Consider the following 17,291-nt stretch of genomic DNA (forward strand, 5'->3'; position numbering starts at 1 on the left):
GGTCCACCGACGCGGCCGGGCGCTCGCCTGTCCGCAGACCGTACGGTTCTTCGGGCTGTTCGCGCGGCCTGTCGTACTGGACGCGCGGCGGCACCGCGCGGGGTGCACGGACAGTCACGCTCACGCGGCGCTACCCAGACCCATGCCTGCGAACCTGAAAGCGGGCGACAGGACGCCGGCTCCACCAGAGCAGTCCGCCTAATACGCAAGACCGCCGTGGTCTCGCCGGCTAATTCAGGCCTGAACAGCGGATATTAACGCCTACGATATAAACCCCGTCATGCCCTGATTGAGGACAGTCAGAATGGTCCATGACGCAAGCAGCCTTGAAACGGCATCTCGCAGCGACGTTCGACTATCGGACATCCTGGCAGCGTTGAGCCATGCCCTCGACCTGACCGAGGGACAACCGGCCGGCCATTGCGTCCGGGCGACCTTCATCGGAATGCATGTCGGGCGCGCCATGGGGCTCCCCACCCGCGAGTTGTGGGAACTCTACTATACCATCATGCTCAAGGACCTGGGCTGCTCCAGCAATGCCGCCCGGATCTGCGAGCTCTATCTATCCGACGACATCGGGTTCAAGCGCGACTTCAAAACGGTGAGCGACAGCTTGCCGAAGGTTCTGGGCTTCGTATTCTCGCATACCGGACTGAAGGCAGGCTTGGCCGAACGCTTCAAGGCCGTGCTGAACATCCTCCAGAACGGCGGTACGATCGTCGATGATCTGATCCAGACCCGCTGCCAGCGCGGCGCCGAGATCGCAGCCCGCCTGCGCTTCCCGCCGGCCGGGTGCGCGGCCATCCACGCGTTGGACGAGCACTGGAACGGCAAGGGGCGTCCGGATCAGCTCGGCGGGCGGGCGATTCCGCTCTACGCCCGCATCGCTCTGCTCGCGCAGGTGGCGGACGTGTTCCACACCGCGGCCGGTCCCGCTGCGGCGCTGGCCGAGGTTAGAAGCCGGTCGGGCACATGGTTCGACCCGCACGCGGTAACCTGCTTCGAGCGGGCCGCGGACACGTCGGAGTTCTGGACGATCCTCGGTTCCGAGGAGAAGGTGACCAGTGCAGTCTCGGCATTGGAGCCGGCACAGAACTTCATCGTGATTGACGAGGAATACCTCGACGATATCGCCCGCGCATTCGCTCAGGTGATCGATGCGAAGAGCCCGTTCACCTCCGGTCATTCCGAGCGTGTCGCGGTCTACGCGGACATGATCGCGGCGGAGCTCGGCCTCGACCCACACCGTCGTCGCTGGCTTCGGCGCGCGGCGCTCCTGCACGACATCGGCAAGCTCGGCGTCTCGAACACGATCCTCGACAAGAACGGCAAGCTCGACGAGGACGAGTGGCGGGATATGCGAGCCCACGCGTTTTTGTCCGAGACGATCCTGAAGCGAGTCCCGGCTTTCCACGATCTGGCGGGGATTGGTGGCGCCCATCACGAGCGCCTCGACGGCGCGGGCTATCCGCGTGGCCTGAAGGCGAAGGAGATTGCTCTGGAGACGCGCATCGTCTCGGTCGCCGACGTGTTCGACGCGCTCACCGCGGACAGGCCGTACCGGAAGGCGATGCCGCTCGAGAAAGCCCTCGGCATTCTGCGAGCGGATCTAGACAAGGCATTCGATCCGGTCTGCTTCGCGGCCTTGGAACTGGCTCTCGCCGCGATCGAGGGGGATCTGGCGCGGGCCGCGTAAGGAACAGCCGGTTTCCACGCAGGCCGCCCCTGAAGCCTCATCGGGGGCGGCACGGCTGAAACAGCAGGATGCCGCAGAGGCTGCCCCCGGCCTTCGATGATCGCGTGTCTGCGGCTTCCTCCGCGAGGATCCGCACGAACGCATCACGCGCCGTGCAAGAGTTCGCTAACCGAGGGCGGTCAGCGTCTCGGATATGTCCAGACGAACGATCCGAACCGTGAGAGGTGCCCTCTGGGTCGCAGCCCTCGCGCTCTGTTGCTTCTCGGCCGTGATGCTGGCGAAGGCCAACCGGCCGGTGGAGGGCGCGCTGGCGCGTCCGGCAACGGGCGATCCGGTGACCACAGGATCCATCAATCAGGCACCGATCCGGTGGTGTGGAGCCGCTCCCTGGTGCCGCTGATTCTCGTAACCCTTCCTGCTGCTTGCTGAGGACGCCATGCGACTTTGGATCTCTCTTCCGGTGGTGCTGATGCTCGGCGCCGTGACGCCGGCTCATGCACAGGGCTTGGCACGCGGTGCGCAGGATGGCCGGGAGCGGGGCGAGGCCATCGCGGGACCGCTCGGCGCCGTGGTCGGCGAGGCAATCGGAGCGGCCGTGGGGACTGCCAACAGCATGCTCGGCATCGACCGGCGCGAGCGCTTCCGCATCTACGTGATTGGCGAGCGACGGCCATCGTTCGCCTACGCGGGATCGGTGCGGGTCGGAACGGTGCTGCCGGAGGACGGCGTCGTCTACTACGACGTGCCGTCCGAGTTCGCTCTGCCGAACTACAACTACACCATTGTCAACGACCACCCCGTCCTCGTCGAACCGCGGACGCGTCGCATCGTCGAGGTGATCGAGTAGGCAGGTTCCGGACGCTTCGACATCGGCACAGTCTGGATACGGCCTGCAACCCGAAGCTGGTAGCCCGCGCGGCCGGCGACCGTTTGCAGGCCGTTGATTCGCCCGGCCCTACGTTCAACCGTTCAGCAGCCGCGGCAGACACCGGACATCGTCCGATGGATCTTCGCGTCCCAGGCGACGTCCCGAGCTTTGCTCGCGGCATCCATGCGTCTGGCTGCCGCTTCGTTCACCTTGAGCGTCACAGGATCGATGAGAGGCGCCGACTGGACTCCGACAACCGACCGCGCCGGTTCGGCCGTGGCCGGCACAACCATAACACAGGTAAAGGCGAGCAGAGCAAGCCGAAACATGGCGATATAATCCCGGTAAATCGGACCTCTACGCTCAAGATCGTGTTCGAGTTCCTGTCGTCGATGCGTTTTGCGTGTTCGGGGCGGGCCTTGAGCTTGTCCCACGCAGAAATCTCTCGGGCAGACGAAGCGGTGCTGATGGCGGATCGACGAGGTGGCGGCCCCGTGCCGCCGGGCATGAAGAAAGCGTAGCGACGGGAGGCCTTCACCTATCGCGCATGGACCTATCAGATGCTGAGGTCTGGGCACGCCTCGCGATCGCGATCTCCGCGCTGTCCCCGCCGGTCGCGATCGTATGAGGGAAAGGGCCGCCCCATCGGGCCGATCGCCGTGCTCAGATTCGTGTTCTGGCCCGGAGCGCTGATCCTCGCACTGCGTGCGACAGCATCAGGATTTATAACCTCAAATCTGTTGAGGGCCTGAACAATATCGAACGTGGTGATGTTCAGCCCAAGACGGACCGAATCGATCCGTCTGAAGGAAAACGCCATGTCGATGAAGACACTTGCCCTCGCTGCTGTGCTGACGTTCGCCGTCACCGGGGCGGCACTGGCCCAGACGCCCGCCGGCGGCGGCAGCGCCGAAGGCAACATGAACAACCCCGGCAGCGTGAAGAGCTCGTCTCAGAAGCGGATGGGTGGTCAGACCGGAATGATGGGACGGCGACACATGACCCGCCACCGGCGGCATCACATGCACCGCTCCGGCATGTGATTTCGGACGCACCGGCCCCGCAGCGGAAGAACTGCGGGGCTACGTTCGATCAGGCGGGGCGACCAGCGACCTTCGCAGCTGTCCCGTCCGCGATCTGTGCCTCGAGCTGCGCCTTAAAGTCGGCGATTCCGAGCACCTGGGTCGTGTTCCCGTGCGCGTCGAGGAACTCATAGAGCGCATCGTCGATGTTGCGATTGCTGAAGAAGACGATCGCGTCCTGATCGCCGCCGCCCTCCTCGTGAGGCTCGCCATGGGCGGGGCCTGAGACGAAGCTGCCGGTGGGCCGGATTTCCTTCAATGTACCGTCCGGACGATAGAACCGCAGCTCACCCTGCATAACCAAGGTGACGTAGGGGCAATGATGCCGGTGCAGCATCACCCGCTGGTTGGCAGCGAACTTGAAAAGCACGTCGACAATGCGGTTCTCCTCATCGACCTTGTAAACGAAGAAGGCGATGTGATCGAGCCAGTCGAGTGTGCGCCACGTGATGTTGCTCTGGTCGAAGCTATGCGCTGCCATGTGGTTTCCTCCAGCTTATATTAGGGCGAGCGGCGAGTGGCACATGGCCGTCAGCCGTGGCTCGTCCGAGACGGAACCTGGGGCCCCGCCTCGCAGGATCAAACCCGCCGAAGGCAGACCAGCTGCTTGAGACGTGCACGGCTGCTGGTGGATCCCCCTGCTCGGGGCCGTCAAAAGCATCCGGACCGCATCTGTAGATTTGCGATCCGGATCGACCTGCGAGCCATGGCGCCACAGGGACGGACCTATTGAGTAGAGCACCTGTTGCCCCCTCGGATCCGCACCTGTGGATCAGCGAGGTTTCCAAGTGGCAGAGCGGCATTCCAGTCAAAACGGTCAGCACGGTGGTCCCGGCATGCCGATGTTCTGCGGGGTGATTGGCGGCACCGGTCTCATGCTGGCAGCGCTGACCGTGCTGATGGCCGGCCAGATGGCCAGCTCCCATCGAACAGTCGGCCATGCGGCAGATGCCTCGTCGGTTTCCGCCAGACCTGCAGGGGCGCACAACGTCTCATCCGACCCGCAACCGCCAGCCCATGGCGTCAACCCATAGGAGCGTGGTGTGGCTGATAACTTCCCGAATCCGACTCGTGTGCTGATCGTCTACTATTCGCGCACGGGCAGCGTGGAAGCCCTCGCAACCGCTGCGGCTGAAGCTGCACGGGAGGCAGGGGCCGAGATACGCGTGCGAAGGCCGCGCGAAGTCGTCGACGCGGCAGTCATGGCGAAGGTCGATGGGTGGACGGAGAGTGCCGCCCGGCAGAATGCTTTGTACGCGGCTCCCACACACGAGGATGCCGAGTGGGCCGACGCCATTCTGTTCGGCACACCTTGCTATTTCGGAGCTATGGCGACGGAGCTAAAGAACTACTTGGACCTGCTCGGCCCACAGTGGAAACGCGGTTTGCTCGCCGGCAAAGTCGGAGGTGCCTTCGCGGCGGCTTCCTGGCCGCACGGGGGATCCGAAGTCGTCACGCTCTCGCTGTACGCCCCGATGGCGCATCTGGGCATGGTGATCCTGCCGACCGGCTACACCGATTCGGCCATGCTGGAAGCGGGCTCGCCTTATGGCGCGTCCGCCATCGTCGGTTCAGAGAACCGGCCGCCCCGGACGGAGGATCTCGATGCGGCCCGCCATCAAGGTCGGCGGATGGTGGCGATCACGAGCGCCTTGATCGCAGCTGGAGAAATGCCAAACCGGCAGAAGGCCCCCTGAAAATCTCTCACAAAACGCCCTCTGCCCTGTCTTGTGCAGAGGGGGACGCCCGAGGATCGGGCGTTTTGTGAGGTGCGTCTAAGCCAAGCCGTCCTGAGCCGCCGCGTCCGGATCATCGGGCGTGCTCTCGGCGTGCTTCACCAGGTCTTTGCTCCCAGGCTCGCTGCCCGTCGTCGGATCAGGCACGTTGACATTCCGGATCGGCACCGTGGGCGGCACGACGCTTTCACCCTGCGGCTTGTCGGTCTCGGCCATTATGTCCTCTCTGGTTTCCGCCAGTTGCTACCTTGCCCGCCGCCGTTCGTGGCGCCACAGCGCGACCGCCACACGCCGCGCCTCATAGGTTCGGCGCAGCGGTGTCCCGAGCCCGCCCTGTCCCTCAGGAGAGAAGGCGTAGGTCAGGACCCCGTCGGGTCCATAGGTTCGGCGCATCTCAGCCCGCCACAGGCTGTCCGCAACGGCCAGCGCAGACTCCGTCAGGGCGAGACGGGCGGGGTCAGGCGAGGCTGATGGCTGGATGTGCATCTCGCTCAACGCGCCGATCAAGCCGAGGGTCCGCGTCGACAAACGTCCCGGCCCTCAACATTTTCGCCACATGCCCGGGCAGCACGGCCAGTCCTACGGCTCGCTCGGCTGTCGACACTTTCCACACGCGGCATCCATCTGGCGGTCAAGGTCGCTGCAGGATTTACAAGGCCGATACCCGTCGCGCACCTCGTGTCGGCCTTGATCCGCATGATCGGCCGGGCGATCTTACCGACGGAAACCTTCCGCGACCAAACAGCTAGGCTCTCCTCAGCCGCCCGCACGCCCCCTTACCGTCCTCTTCGCGCATCAATGACACCGGCGGCCTCAAGGTCAGCCTCGCACTCAGTCGCCAGGGCCCTCACGTCGCTTAACGGCGACGAGGACCAGCGTCAGATGCACCATGGCGTTTGTCGCCCGCAGAGGCAGCCAGGGCGACGCCAGGCGTGGCCTCAGCCCAGCTCGATGCGTCGGGCGACCTCCATCAGCACGCCCTCCACAGGAGGCGGCCAGGGTGCGCATTGTCCAGAAACATCTGTCCTTGCCTGATCCCCAACGCCTCTGGTCCTGGCTGATCCTCTCAATCAGCCCGGTCCAAAGCCAGCCGGTCAGGTCACCCTACGACCCGTTCGCTTTCAGCACCTCTTCCGCAAGGGGGCGGATAGGGTCAGTCCGATCAGAGCAGCTTACTTCGGGCAGTCCATCTCTATCGCCTGATCCAGGATGGCGGTCTCTGATGGGCCGCCGAAGGCACGGGCCTTCGCCGACCTGTCCCGCTCGCAGGCCTGGCGGCGCTCCTGATCGCTCTTGCTCCGAGAGACCTTCCCTGGGTTCTCCGAAATCTGGACGGGGTTTGGCGGCAACCCCTCTGCGTCGGCAGGCGCCTGAACGAACTGTTGAGCGGCTCTTGCTGGCGGCGGAGAGCCCATTGAGATCGCCATGATGATCATCGCAGCAACAGAGCCGGCAGCAAACCATCTCGTCATTTCAGATAGCCCTTCGCCTTCAGGTGCTCGGTGAGGGGCATCAGCTCGCCCCTCAGGATGTTCGCGGTCCCGCACATCGCCCTGTGGCCGGCGAGCCAGTCAGTCACCGCGCGCAGACCAGCTGTCGCTCCGTCGCTCGGATTTGAGCCACCGGCTCTCGCTGCCGTGTCGTTAGCGGCACATCGGCCTCGTCGTCGAACTGACACCCCGCATTGCCGAACGCCTGAATGGCCTGCGGTGTTCGGAAGTAGTAGCCCGCAGCCTTGAAGATCGTGTTCCGCTCGGACCACAGCTCCTCGCACGACGGCGAGGCGGATCCGCTCGGCGCGCTGCGACCGCTCGCGGCCGTGCGGCAGCAGCCGACGGACCCGGCGCTCACCCATCCGGTCTGCCCGAACGGCAGTTGGATGTTGACCCAGCCGCCCTGACGGCCAAGCTCGGTGAACAGGGTGTCGGGTCCGAGCCGCGCGAGGCGGACACCTTGTGTGCCGCTCGGTAGGCTGCGCAGCGCCAGGAAATTGTCGCCGCAGGGATCGAGGCCGACAGGGTAGCTGAAGGCTTCCTGCTGGACCTGAGCCAGCGCCAGCCAACCCACGACAAAGGCGAGGATCGCGGTTGCGGACAGACGGAGGCGGAGGGGAGAGAAACGACTCGGCGAAGACCCGATGCGGTGACACCGCCAGTCTCTGCATCAGGGCTGACCCCTGCTAAGTCATTCAGAAAATTGGCGCACCCGACACGATTCGAACGTGTGACCTTTGCCTTCGGAGGGCAACGCGTCTGGATGGACTGCAACGGAGTCTCTGCGGAGGAGCGTCAGACCATTCCCTTTGCATCAACCACTTACCTGCAGAGTCGTATGCGCCTGTAGTCACAGTGGTCAAGGGGTTTTTGCCCCCTTCCCACGTTGCAGTGTGACCGATTTGGGACCGAGACACTGGGTAGGGGGGGACATAGGCACCGCGCTACATCTGATACCTGCCCGCAAAATTCTGTCGTTCCATACGTCGACGAGCACGGCCTTGGAAGGCAGCTTCAGCTAAATACAACGACCCAGCACATCGCCAAAGCGCAATAGCCGCAACCTGAACAGAAGAATCAGAGGATAGCAGGCATAGCCTGACAACATATCAGCTTGAGTGATCATTGAGCGCTTCGAAGCTATAGCCATTGTCCTCTAAAAATCGTCGCACCAGCAGAATAAGAATATCGTGCACCTTGCACTCTCTCTGCAAGGCAATCTCTTTCAGTGCTTTGACAACAGGCCTTGCAAGGTATAGCGACACATGCGGATACCGAGGGGATTTTATCTTTGTATTTGACAAGTACATCAACTCCTTTCTAACGTTAGTATAGCACAGATAATAGGATGGTTTCCAGCTTTCAATAGCAAATCTCCAAAATAATGCAGAACTTACTTCAGTATATTATCCGTACGACCAGTCGTAGCGGGCGCCGTATGTCTGATTGTTCTAAGACCCGTACTTTTTGGATGACTAATTGCGCAGTGTGTAGGCTATGTCCTGTAGTGCAGATTTGGTCTTGTTCCTTGGAATCTGTAAGGCACGGCTGACGATTGATATGGTCGCTGGCGATCGAGTTGGCCGCTTTGTACGCCTCCGGTGAAGGCCGCGTTGGCCTCTGAGACAGCGCGTCAGGCGACGATCTGCTTGGGTTGAGGCGGGGTCCAGCTCCAGGGCAGCAGATCGTCGATGTGCCGGGCCGGATGGCCGGGCAGACGGCTGAGGATGTCGGATAGCCAGGCTGTGGCTCGGCACCATTGAGCTTGGCGGTCTCGATCAGCGTGTAGAGTTTCACAGCGCGATGGCCGCCCGCGCCCGAGCTGGCGAAGGTCCAGTTGCGGCGACCAACCGCTCCTCCCCCACCCGCGTCCAGCAGCGACCCGGTCCGGCTCTCACTAGTTCGGTACCCGCCTGCGTCATGTTCAAGGTCCTAGGATTACTCCTATGACCTCAGCCTTAGCGAGCCCGCTCGCAAGGCGGCCTTAGCCGGATGCGTACGCCGCTTTCTCGATCCAGCGGGATACCTCTGCGAGAGTGGCAGTTGTCTGGAAGCCGTAACGTCTAGCGAAGCGCTGAACCGCACTCAGACGAGGCACCCCAGCTCCCATAACAGACTTCCATAGCTCAAGAAGTCTGCCAGCAGCTGTTGAGTTTTGATGGCCTCAAAGCGTCTGCTAGCCATAGCGATCGCCCTCAAGGACCGAAGGCTCACGCTAGGCTCTATCCTACGGTTGAACGGGGGCAAAAAGAAATCTTAGCTTAATCGTAGCTCAACCTGGCACAGATTGCCGAAGCATCAAATCTCGCGGTGTACACATAGTTTTAAATCACATTCCGGTGGACTCACGTCAGAGCGCGCAAATTTAGGAATGTTTTGTTTCTAATAATTGCAGTTTTACTGCTGACTCCCTCTCCGCGATAGAGCGGAGGGCAATGCGGACCTCTTTATCAAATTTTCCATCAAGATGGGAGGACATCACTCGCGTTATTTCGGAATTTGCGTAGTAGGGCGCTATCTTGATCGCCTCAAGGAGTGCTCCGCAATCATTTCCCCGGAGGGCCCATGACATACCCTCAATTATGGCGCGATTGGATTTAGACCATAATATTTCCGTAGCCATGCTACGTATGATTGTGTCAGCATCACCAAGACATCCAATTAACGCAGCCGTAGCCTCAGACGATCGGACTTGTTGAAGCGCTCGTACCAAGCCCATTCGTTCGGAGCGGTCTACTGCATCAATTAGGAGAGAATGCAAAGACGCCGCTGCCCTCGGTCCCCCAATTCGGCCGATCGCGGAGCAGTACCAATCCTTGATGAACTTCCGAGATCCCTCTGCTTGTCGCCAAGCGATAGTCAGAACCGGAATAGATTCCTCGTCACCAATATTTCCGAGCGCCAAGGCCGCGAAGCCGCTTAGCAGGCCGCCTTCCCTTACCGCAGCTTCAAGCGGGAGCCTTGAACGAGGATCTGCCAGAGCGCGAAGTGCCTCCGCTGCATTAGCCCTGACTTCGTCAGAGGGATCGCTACTAAAAAGATCTATCAGTTTCTCAACAGCTTCATACTCCGTATGATTTCTTAGTGAGCGGGCAGCCTCTTGTCGTACACTATCAGATGTGTCGCCCGCAAGTTCAATGAGTAACTGCAATGCTGGCCTGCTTTGAATCAAACTTAGCGCAGCCGCAACCCCCTCTTTTACATTTGATTCCGCCTCGTAAGCCATGATGGTAAGCACGGGAAGCGCCTCGTCGCTCGCTAATTCGACCAATAGGCTTGCGGACGCTCTGCGGAAGGGGTCAAAAGGGTTGGTAACGATTAGCTTCAGGTCCGCAAGTAGGCTATTCCGATCCAGAATCATCATAGCTTGGGCAGCCTTGTCGCGTACCTGAAATTCACTGTCTCCCATCAACAAGGTTCTAAGTTCCGCAGTCGCGCCGACGGCTCCGATCTTACCTAAGGCCTCCGCGGCGTTTCCCCGGACATTCGCGTCTAGATCGGGTAAGCAGGTCCGGAGCTGTCCCTGCACGTTGACACTACCAATCTCGCCGAGTGCCCACGCCGCATGTGCTCTCACGATGGCATGCGTATCCGATAGGGCTTCGATGAGAGGAGCGATGGCAGCCAGTTTTCTGATAGTGCCAAGGGCGCGGGCAGCTTGCCATCTCAGATTCTGGTAGACAGAGGAACTCAAGATGCCGGCGAGAGCCTCAATCGCCGCATCGTCACCGATAGCAGCCAGCGCTTTGACCGCCGGCTCGAAGACCATCTGCCCTGGCCAATCGAGATAGGAACGGACGAGGTCGGGAACGGCCGCCGAAGCTCTCAGCTCGCCGAGCGCTTCCGCTGCAGCAGCTCGAAGCGCCTCGTCACGCGTTTGAAGCTGTGATTGCGCGGCTTCAACCGCACCCGGAAGAGCGGAAGCGGCCATCAGGGCAAGAGTTCGCACCTGTTGATCTGATCCCCCCAGAACAGCTGCTCGCCAGAGAGCATTACCAATCATTGCCCCTGTGCTGCTCGGCAAACCTCGTAGTGAACCGGCAAACCCAATCAGTGCTGAGCCGGGGAAGGTATCCGGCTCACGCAGGATTGCAATCAGGTCCTCGGTCAAGTCATTAATAGGAGCGCTTGGCACGCTTCTGAGATACCGCAGCGCGCGGATCCTCAGGCGAAGCAGCGCGCGGTCAAGCGAGTCCGGGAAATTCCTCAGCCGCTCGAATATAGGGGACGGTGCTGCAAGCCGACCGATACATATGGGCAAAATCTCAGTTTCAATCGTCGCCGTATCGAACATTAATTCAATAATGAGATCAGCAGTGTTATCGAAGTGAGCGAGGTGATTGCCGACGAAACATTCAAGGAGCAACTTGTGCGAAAATTTGAGTTCACCATCAATATCTTGCAATAAAAAATTATATTCGCGCGCTAGATCAATCCAATTCTCGGGCACGTCATCGACGTCCCCACGTTTTTCCGACAAATTTTGAAAATTGGCATTGTTTTTATGTCCACGCTCCGATTGCCAGATTTGAAAAGCTAAATTTCCGAGCGCATCGACCATAGCGCGCCCTTGTGATGATTCGGAGCGCACCGCGTCGATAATAGTATTAAATGTGGGCCCGATCAAAATTCCAAATGCGGAACTCGGCAAGCCTCTCAACGCATCGATCAGCCACTTACCCGAAATGCGACCACCGAATCCCTCAACGACCTCATCGAACTTTCGGCTCAGCTCACGGGAATCTAGGGGTGCGACTTGGTAAATCGAAAAGCGCGCCTGATCGGCTAAATCGTGGGAATTTCCGGTCGCCACGACAACGTGATTTCTGCTGTCGTCAGCAGTAAGTAACTTTATCAAACGTTCGCGGGATTGCGGAGTCATTTCATCAAGATTATCAAGCAAGAAAATAACTCGGCCCTGGAGAAGTCGTCGCGCAAAAATCCCGCCTAAACTGACTCTATCACAATTTTCAATTTTCTGTATCGCTTGGTCGAAGATAAAACCGAGTACATCGCTGCTTGGCAGTTCGTCGAACTCACTCAGTGACGCGATGACGGGAAATAGAGTTTCGTCCGCGGCAGCTACACTGGCCAAGAAATTGAGGATGTAGCTTTTTCCTGACCCAGGCGGCCCAACGATGGCACGGAGGTTAGGACCCGTGAGCAACCAGTCTCGGCCGATTGTCTCCCGACGTATAGCGTTGGCAAGCTCTACACCTCCGCTGCGGACCACGGCGGTCGGAAGCCTCAGCATATCGACCGCTCGCATATCGGGCGCAATTGGCCCGAGTAAGGGATTCTCCTCCGACTGATTTATGGCACGAGCGGCGATCACGTTGCGATACGCCCGCTCTGCTGACCGATCGTCGGTCTGGACAACGACCACGCTCTCGTTTAGCGGCCCGACGTCCGTTGGCCCCGCCGCTGCACTTGCAGCCCTGCGAAGGCCTGTGTCAAAAGCCTCATCAAACATTGGGCGTCGGGTGGGATCCTCCGACGTGCCGACCGTAGCCCTAAATGGTTTGCAGCGGTTAAAAATATCTGGAAACGGTCCCTCTACGACCGGCCTCGGTCCATGCCGTATCACGACGGTTGCAAACTGACGGGTGCCTGATTTCGCGAAATGCGCCAGGTAATTTCCTTCTTCTCCCTTGACGCTGGTTAGTCCGCCAGGAATGAACTGCGCGTTGGTCAGGGTAAGGAGAAGACGGTTGACGGGCGCGGCTACGAGCGAAAGCGGATAAGCGCCAGTACCAGTAAGTACAGGTACTACATCGTCCCTCACTTGGAATGCGTCGACAGGATTGGGAAGCGCATCCGCGAGCTTAGAATAAGATAAGTACATTTGTGCCTCGTACGACTCGCCCGAGGCCCTGAGTTTACTGATGCGACTTTCGATATCTTTGACATCATTCACCAGCTGAGCGAAACGCGCTGGGCCGAGCCACCGCTCGCGCAAAGTTGTAAGAACTGTCTCGTGCCGAAATGCTGAAAATGATAGGCGGAGGACGTCGATCAGGCCTCCGTCGCCTGTCCCGGAGACTAATACGTTCTCTGGCCCAGCTGCCTTAGTACGATTTGAGCCGAGTGTGTCAGGGTCCCAATACGACTTCGTCATTGGGAACGCTGTCGATGGCTCTTCCTTGCCAAACCCTACTGCAAGGATCACGAAGTCGAAATCTTGGACGTGCATCCTGCGATCCGTACGGCCACCCCAACGCCCCTCTTCGTTTGAGGATGATCCTTGTCCGTTCCACGCTAGGACGTGCTTTCCTCCCGTTGTAGAAAGCGAGAGGTCCGAAACACCGAGACGCTCCGCTATATTATATGCGCTACGTATCTTCCTCCACTGCGATCTAAGGCCAGCGATAACATCGTCAGCTTTTCCCGCCCGCCAATTGAGGATACAAAGACCGGCATCGTCTTCTTCCGCTCCCTCTTCGGGCCAATCGTAGATGTGAGGGTGAAGCCATCTTTGCGAGGTTTCGGAACCTGCCAGAGAGAGCACGTCATTAGAGATTCGGTCGAAAATTGTGACGTCCCAGCCGCAAATAGCCGCCGCGGCCGCCGCAGTAACGCCGCCCGCACCGGCACCGACGACGGCTAGGGAGCCGCGGGCCCGCGTCTGGTTGAGAGCGAAGATAAGGTTAAGGGCCCGGACCTGCTGCATGTACAAGGTGGCGGGCCGCGCGAAGCTACCGAGGACAAAAAGCCGCTCGATCCCAGGCACGGCAGTTCGCTCAAAAATCTCCTGCTCGATCGCCATAAACAAGCAGCTCCAATCGACGTTCGCCGTCCATGAGAACGTAGGCTAGCGTGACTGTGACGATGGTTCGAGACGAGAACAAGGGATGGCGTCCGACATCGTTGGAATTTACCCGCATACGCCCTGCTTAAAGTGGCCCGCCCTTTGGTATGGCTTTCAAGCCAGGAGGACGGATGAGATGGCCAAGCCCCCGAAGCCCGAGGAGATCGTTGGCGAGCTACGGCAGACGGATGCGCTGATTCTGACCCGACAGGCCAGCTTCGGATCGGGCTGGTTGAAAGAATCGGCTAGGACCAGAGAAGATGGGATGAAGCGAGGACAAGAATCGACCGCGGAACAGATTTCGCGGCTGCAGCGCTAGATCGAGGTTCAGGCGGCGCAAGCTGAGAGCATCGCCGTCGATTGCATGGAGGCGAACATCTCAGAGCAGAGCTACTAATGCCCGCGCAAGGATCACGGTGGCCTAAGCTAGATTGATTCAGGAAGATGAATGAATTGGAGCGCGAAAACGCACGGTATCGCCGTCAGATGCTGTCTATCTTTGGAAATGCAGAGGCTCAATGACCTCGTCTCGGGAAAATCCTGGACCGACGTAGCCCCCCTGCGAATCGGCCCGATCATACCGACCCGGTACAGCGTCGCTTGCGTAGATATGAGCAAACTCTAAGATGCTCAACCTGTCTCGTTACGGATGCCGGCGATGACCAACGAAGTGGGAACGAGCGTGTGAGCAAGCCTCCACTCCCTACAATCGAAGAGTATTTCGAAAATCAAGGCGATCAGATCGGCTTTTCGTACACGGCCATCGAGCAATCGCGGATCTATGAGTTTAATATACAAGCAGCGCGGATGAATGTACAGGCAGGCACCTTCATTAGAAACATTGTAGATGAACTGTCTAATATTGCAAAAGAGTACGCTAACGGTAATTCTCATCTGCTGTACTATCCTTCTGACCCTGGGGATATAGCAGTTGTATCAAAGCCGTACGTAAGCGTACTGAGCAAGGTCTACAGATCGAATTGTCTGAACAACACTCGCTATCCAGCAGCACCAAAAGCTGGAATAATAACGATAGGCACGATGTACGAGAAGATAAATGACCTTCTTCGGACACGATTAGTTTGCAAATATATGGATGGTCCCGAGTTTGTATGCAACAAGCTGGCGGCCTATACAGAGCAAAACGACATAGAATTCACATACTATCCCATGGCGAGTGAACTTGGCTACTATGCGTGGCACTGCTATTTTCGCCTACCAGTGGAACTGATGATTGACAACTATGTTCAAGAAAGGCGCATCTCCTTAGAGATACAAATAACGACACAACTCGCAGAAGTTATAACTGCACTGACACACGGACTTTACGAGACGAATAGAGAAAGGCCGCAACCGAAAGATAACAAGAGCTGGCGATGGCAGCCTCGGACTCAACAGTTTAGGTCCGCTTACCTCGGGCATACCTTACATCTACTAGAGGGCATAATCCAAACTTTTCGGGATGACGTACTTAACATTGGAGAAAGCGAAATCGATAACGGGTCAGCCGCTATGGAACCAGCTACAGATGGTTCGGCTGAGATCGCTACGTCCGACAGTGAGGAGCTCAGCCACCGGTCGCCTGCTCACACTTTGGCAGCTGCGGAACCTGCGATCGATGTGACTGCAGAACCATCTGACATTGTCGAAGCGGTATCACGGCCAGCGTCCATGGATACAGTCAGCAAGACCACGACCACACAGACAGAGAGGCGGGACGTCAAGTGACAATTAGTTCGCCCCAACCAACTGTCGTCCACTTGTTTACGGTCTTCCGCCAGATAAACGGCGGTGAGCTCCGCATACCCGCGTTTCAGCGGGAGTTCGTATGGAAAAACAACCAAATCACCGACCTATTGAAGAGTGTTCGAGATCAGTTTCCGATCGGAAGCGTTCTTCTATGGCATGTGAATACCAAATTTCTCGAATTGGCACGAAGCGATCTGACGGCTTTCCCAGATGTTTCAGAGACGTTACCTACTAATTATATCCTTGATGGGATGCAAAGGCTCTCCACTTTATATGGAGTGTTCCATCATACAGAAGGAAAAGACGCAAGATTTGACGTTTACTACGATCTACGCAACAAGCGATTTGTACATGCGAAGGACCTAGGTGACGAACCTGATGAGGCTTGCATTCAGCTCGCTGCCTTGCTCTCGCCCCGCAAGCTGCTCGACAACCAAGCCCGCATTGTTCGCCTCTCCGACGGCGACGCTTTGATCCAAGAGCTGCTTGACGTACAAGCTGCGTTCCAAGAGTACATGATTCCAGTCGTTACAATCCGTAGCACAGATGTAGCACGTATCGTCGAAATCTTTGAGCGCACAAACTCAACTGGCACCAGGTTAGATACCGTCGATTTCATGCGGGCTATAACCTGGGATCGAAGCTTCGATCTTAACAGATATCTCGATGAGGTCCGTACAACTCTGACTTCTCAGGGATATGGCTTAGACGATGAGACAGTTATAAAATGCGTAGGTTTGCTGCTGAACGTCGAACCAACAGCGAAGGGACTGCTCTCACTCCGTGGCCATTCTCCTGACGATCTCAAACTCGCTTTCCATCGCTTCAACGAATGTTTCAATAGAATAACATATTTCCTGTACGAAAACTTCCGCATTGAGAATCTCTCGTACGTTCCATACGAAGGACAATTCTTGGTCTTGTTCAAAGCTGTCGGCATGAAACAGGTGAGGACTCAGGAGGAATTTGATCTGCTTGCCAGTTGGTTCTGGGCGGTCGGCTTTAACGAGAGCCTCAGAGGCAAGCCTGACCACTACGTCGTGCGTGCGTTGGACAATTGGCGCGCTCTGGTCCGAGGCCAGATCCGAGGCCTAGAACCCCGGCTGCGGCTGACAGCTAACGATTTCATGGAAAGGAGAATGATTAAGGGGCGTGCTCTATCAAGTGCATTCTCTGCCATGTTCGCCTTGAACGATGCGCGCGACCTCACCACAACAGAAGTCATTGACTCAACAACGTTCATGTCGAACTCGGACCCCATCTTTTTCCATCCGATTTTCGATACTGCCGAGTTAAGAGATGCCGGTTTTGATGTTGGATCATCTTCGCGCCTATTCTCCAATCTCGCACTCTCTACCGTCAGTCACTCCATAGAGTCGCGCAACATTAAGAGAGAGATCGTTGATCTACTAGAACGCGATGGTCATGATACATTGATCTCACAATTCATTGACTTAGATGCGGCCGAAGATGTGGCCCGTGGCAACGCCGCAGATTTTTTACTGCGGAGGTCACTCAGGATGCGCGCCATCGCAGAGAAATTAGTAAATCCGCACCGTCTTGTGCCAGAAACTTTAATCTAGGCAGATCATGTTTTCTGCACAGATCGAGGATCGTCGGTGGGAGGGTGGAGCTCTAGGCCCCACCCTTTTTTTGGTTCTCTCGCTGCCATAGCGGCTGCAGATTTTTGAACTGACACAACTCCAAGAGCTCAGCCTCAGATCGGGCTGCAGAGAGAGGTACGATGTGATCGACCTCCCATTGCCCGTAACGTGACCACACCATGCCCTCCCTGAAGCGAGCTGAGATATGCTCACGCAGGGCTGCATGATCACACCCCAGGGCTTGTCTGGGACTAT

At 58.3% G+C, this 17,291-nt stretch carries 14 protein-coding genes and 1 pseudogene; 9 read left to right on the top strand and 6 right to left on the bottom strand.

What is annotated here, in order from left to right:
• Positions 1-304 precede the first annotated feature (304 nt).
• The 5 genes from AO398_RS05210 to AO398_RS05230 all read left to right on the top strand — a co-directional run bounded on the left by AO398_RS05210 (position 305) and on the right by AO398_RS05230 (position 3,607).
• Positions 305-1,696 (top strand): HD-GYP domain-containing protein, encoded by a 1,392-nt coding sequence (locus tag AO398_RS05210; protein ID WP_058190972.1) that lies wholly within the window; start codon positions 305-307, stop codon positions 1,694-1,696.
• A gap of 217 nt (positions 1,697-1,913) precedes the next feature.
• Entirely contained in the window at positions 1,914-2,096 is a 183-nt protein-coding gene (locus AO398_RS28110) for a hypothetical protein (protein ID WP_152997416.1), read from the top strand.
• Between the two features lie 36 nt (positions 2,097-2,132).
• On the top strand, positions 2,133-2,543 hold the full coding sequence (locus tag AO398_RS05220) for a DUF1236 domain-containing protein (protein ID WP_058190974.1): 411 nt from the start codon (positions 2,133-2,135) through the stop codon (positions 2,541-2,543).
• 155 nt (positions 2,544-2,698) lie between these two features.
• Positions 2,699-3,085, top strand: coding sequence for a hypothetical protein (locus tag AO398_RS28115; RefSeq protein ID WP_152997417.1), 387 nt, complete (start codon positions 2,699-2,701; stop codon positions 3,083-3,085).
• A gap of 243 nt (positions 3,086-3,328) precedes the next feature.
• Entirely contained in the window at positions 3,329-3,607 is a 279-nt protein-coding gene (locus tag AO398_RS05230) for a hypothetical protein (RefSeq protein ID WP_152997418.1), read from the top strand.
• Positions 3,608-3,656: 49 nt separating this feature from the next.
• On the opposite strand, the gene AO398_RS05235 is transcribed toward AO398_RS05230, so the two are convergent.
• Positions 3,657-4,127: a hypothetical protein gene (locus AO398_RS05235; RefSeq protein WP_058190977.1), complete on the bottom strand. Its 471-nt coding sequence runs from the start codon at positions 4,125-4,127 to the stop codon at positions 3,657-3,659.
• 562 nt (positions 4,128-4,689) lie between these two features.
• On the opposite strand from AO398_RS05235, the gene wrbA reads away from it, so the two are divergent.
• Positions 4,690-5,343, top strand: a complete 654-nt coding sequence (wrbA, locus tag AO398_RS05240) for an NAD(P)H:quinone oxidoreductase (protein ID WP_058190978.1) — start codon at positions 4,690-4,692, stop codon at positions 5,341-5,343.
• A gap of 78 nt (positions 5,344-5,421) precedes the next feature.
• Here wrbA and AO398_RS28755 read toward each other — a convergent pair whose 3' ends face one another.
• The 5 genes and pseudogenes from AO398_RS28755 to AO398_RS27305 all read right to left on the bottom strand — a co-directional run bounded on the left by AO398_RS28755 (position 5,422) and on the right by AO398_RS27305 (position 13,641).
• Entirely contained in the window at positions 5,422-5,598 is a 177-nt protein-coding gene (locus AO398_RS28755) for a hypothetical protein (protein WP_160329308.1), read from the bottom strand.
• A 1,359-nt stretch (positions 5,599-6,957) separates the two neighbouring features.
• The gene (locus AO398_RS05255) at positions 6,958-7,233 is read right to left on the bottom strand and encodes a YARHG domain-containing protein (protein WP_058191043.1); all 276 of its coding nucleotides are present in this window, start codon (positions 7,231-7,233) and stop codon (positions 6,958-6,960) included.
• Positions 7,228-7,449 (bottom strand): annotated as a pseudogene (locus AO398_RS29785) (SH3 domain-containing protein); the annotation flags it as partial. The gene AO398_RS05255 and the pseudogene AO398_RS29785, both read right to left, overlap by 6 nt.
• 1,059 nt (positions 7,450-8,508) lie before the next feature.
• Positions 8,509-8,712, bottom strand: a complete 204-nt coding sequence (locus AO398_RS29790) for a transposase domain-containing protein (protein ID WP_348272348.1) — start codon at positions 8,710-8,712, stop codon at positions 8,509-8,511.
• Positions 8,713-9,240: 528 nt separating this feature from the next.
• Positions 9,241-13,641, bottom strand: a complete 4,401-nt coding sequence (locus AO398_RS27305) for a HEAT repeat domain-containing protein (RefSeq protein WP_152997419.1) — start codon at positions 13,639-13,641, stop codon at positions 9,241-9,243.
• Between the two features lie 178 nt (positions 13,642-13,819).
• Here AO398_RS27305 and AO398_RS05260 point away from each other — a divergent pair, with 178 nt between their 5' ends.
• The 3 genes from AO398_RS05260 to AO398_RS27310 all read left to right on the top strand — a co-directional run bounded on the left by AO398_RS05260 (position 13,820) and on the right by AO398_RS27310 (position 17,015).
• Positions 13,820-14,002: a hypothetical protein gene (locus tag AO398_RS05260; RefSeq protein ID WP_152997420.1), complete on the top strand. Its 183-nt coding sequence runs from the start codon at positions 13,820-13,822 to the stop codon at positions 14,000-14,002.
• A gap of 365 nt (positions 14,003-14,367) precedes the next feature.
• Complete coding sequence (locus tag AO398_RS28120) at positions 14,368-15,411, top strand: hypothetical protein (RefSeq protein ID WP_152997421.1); 1,044 nt, start codon at positions 14,368-14,370, stop codon at positions 15,409-15,411.
• 32 nt (positions 15,412-15,443) lie between these two features.
• Positions 15,444-17,015, top strand: coding sequence for a DUF262 domain-containing protein (locus AO398_RS27310; protein WP_210171924.1), 1,572 nt, complete (start codon positions 15,444-15,446; stop codon positions 17,013-17,015).
• Positions 17,016-17,291: the final 276 nt, after the last annotated feature.

The organism is Methylobacterium sp. GXS13 (assembly GCF_001455965.1).
In the GTDB taxonomy this organism is placed as follows: domain Bacteria; phylum Pseudomonadota; class Alphaproteobacteria; order Rhizobiales; family Beijerinckiaceae; genus Methylobacterium.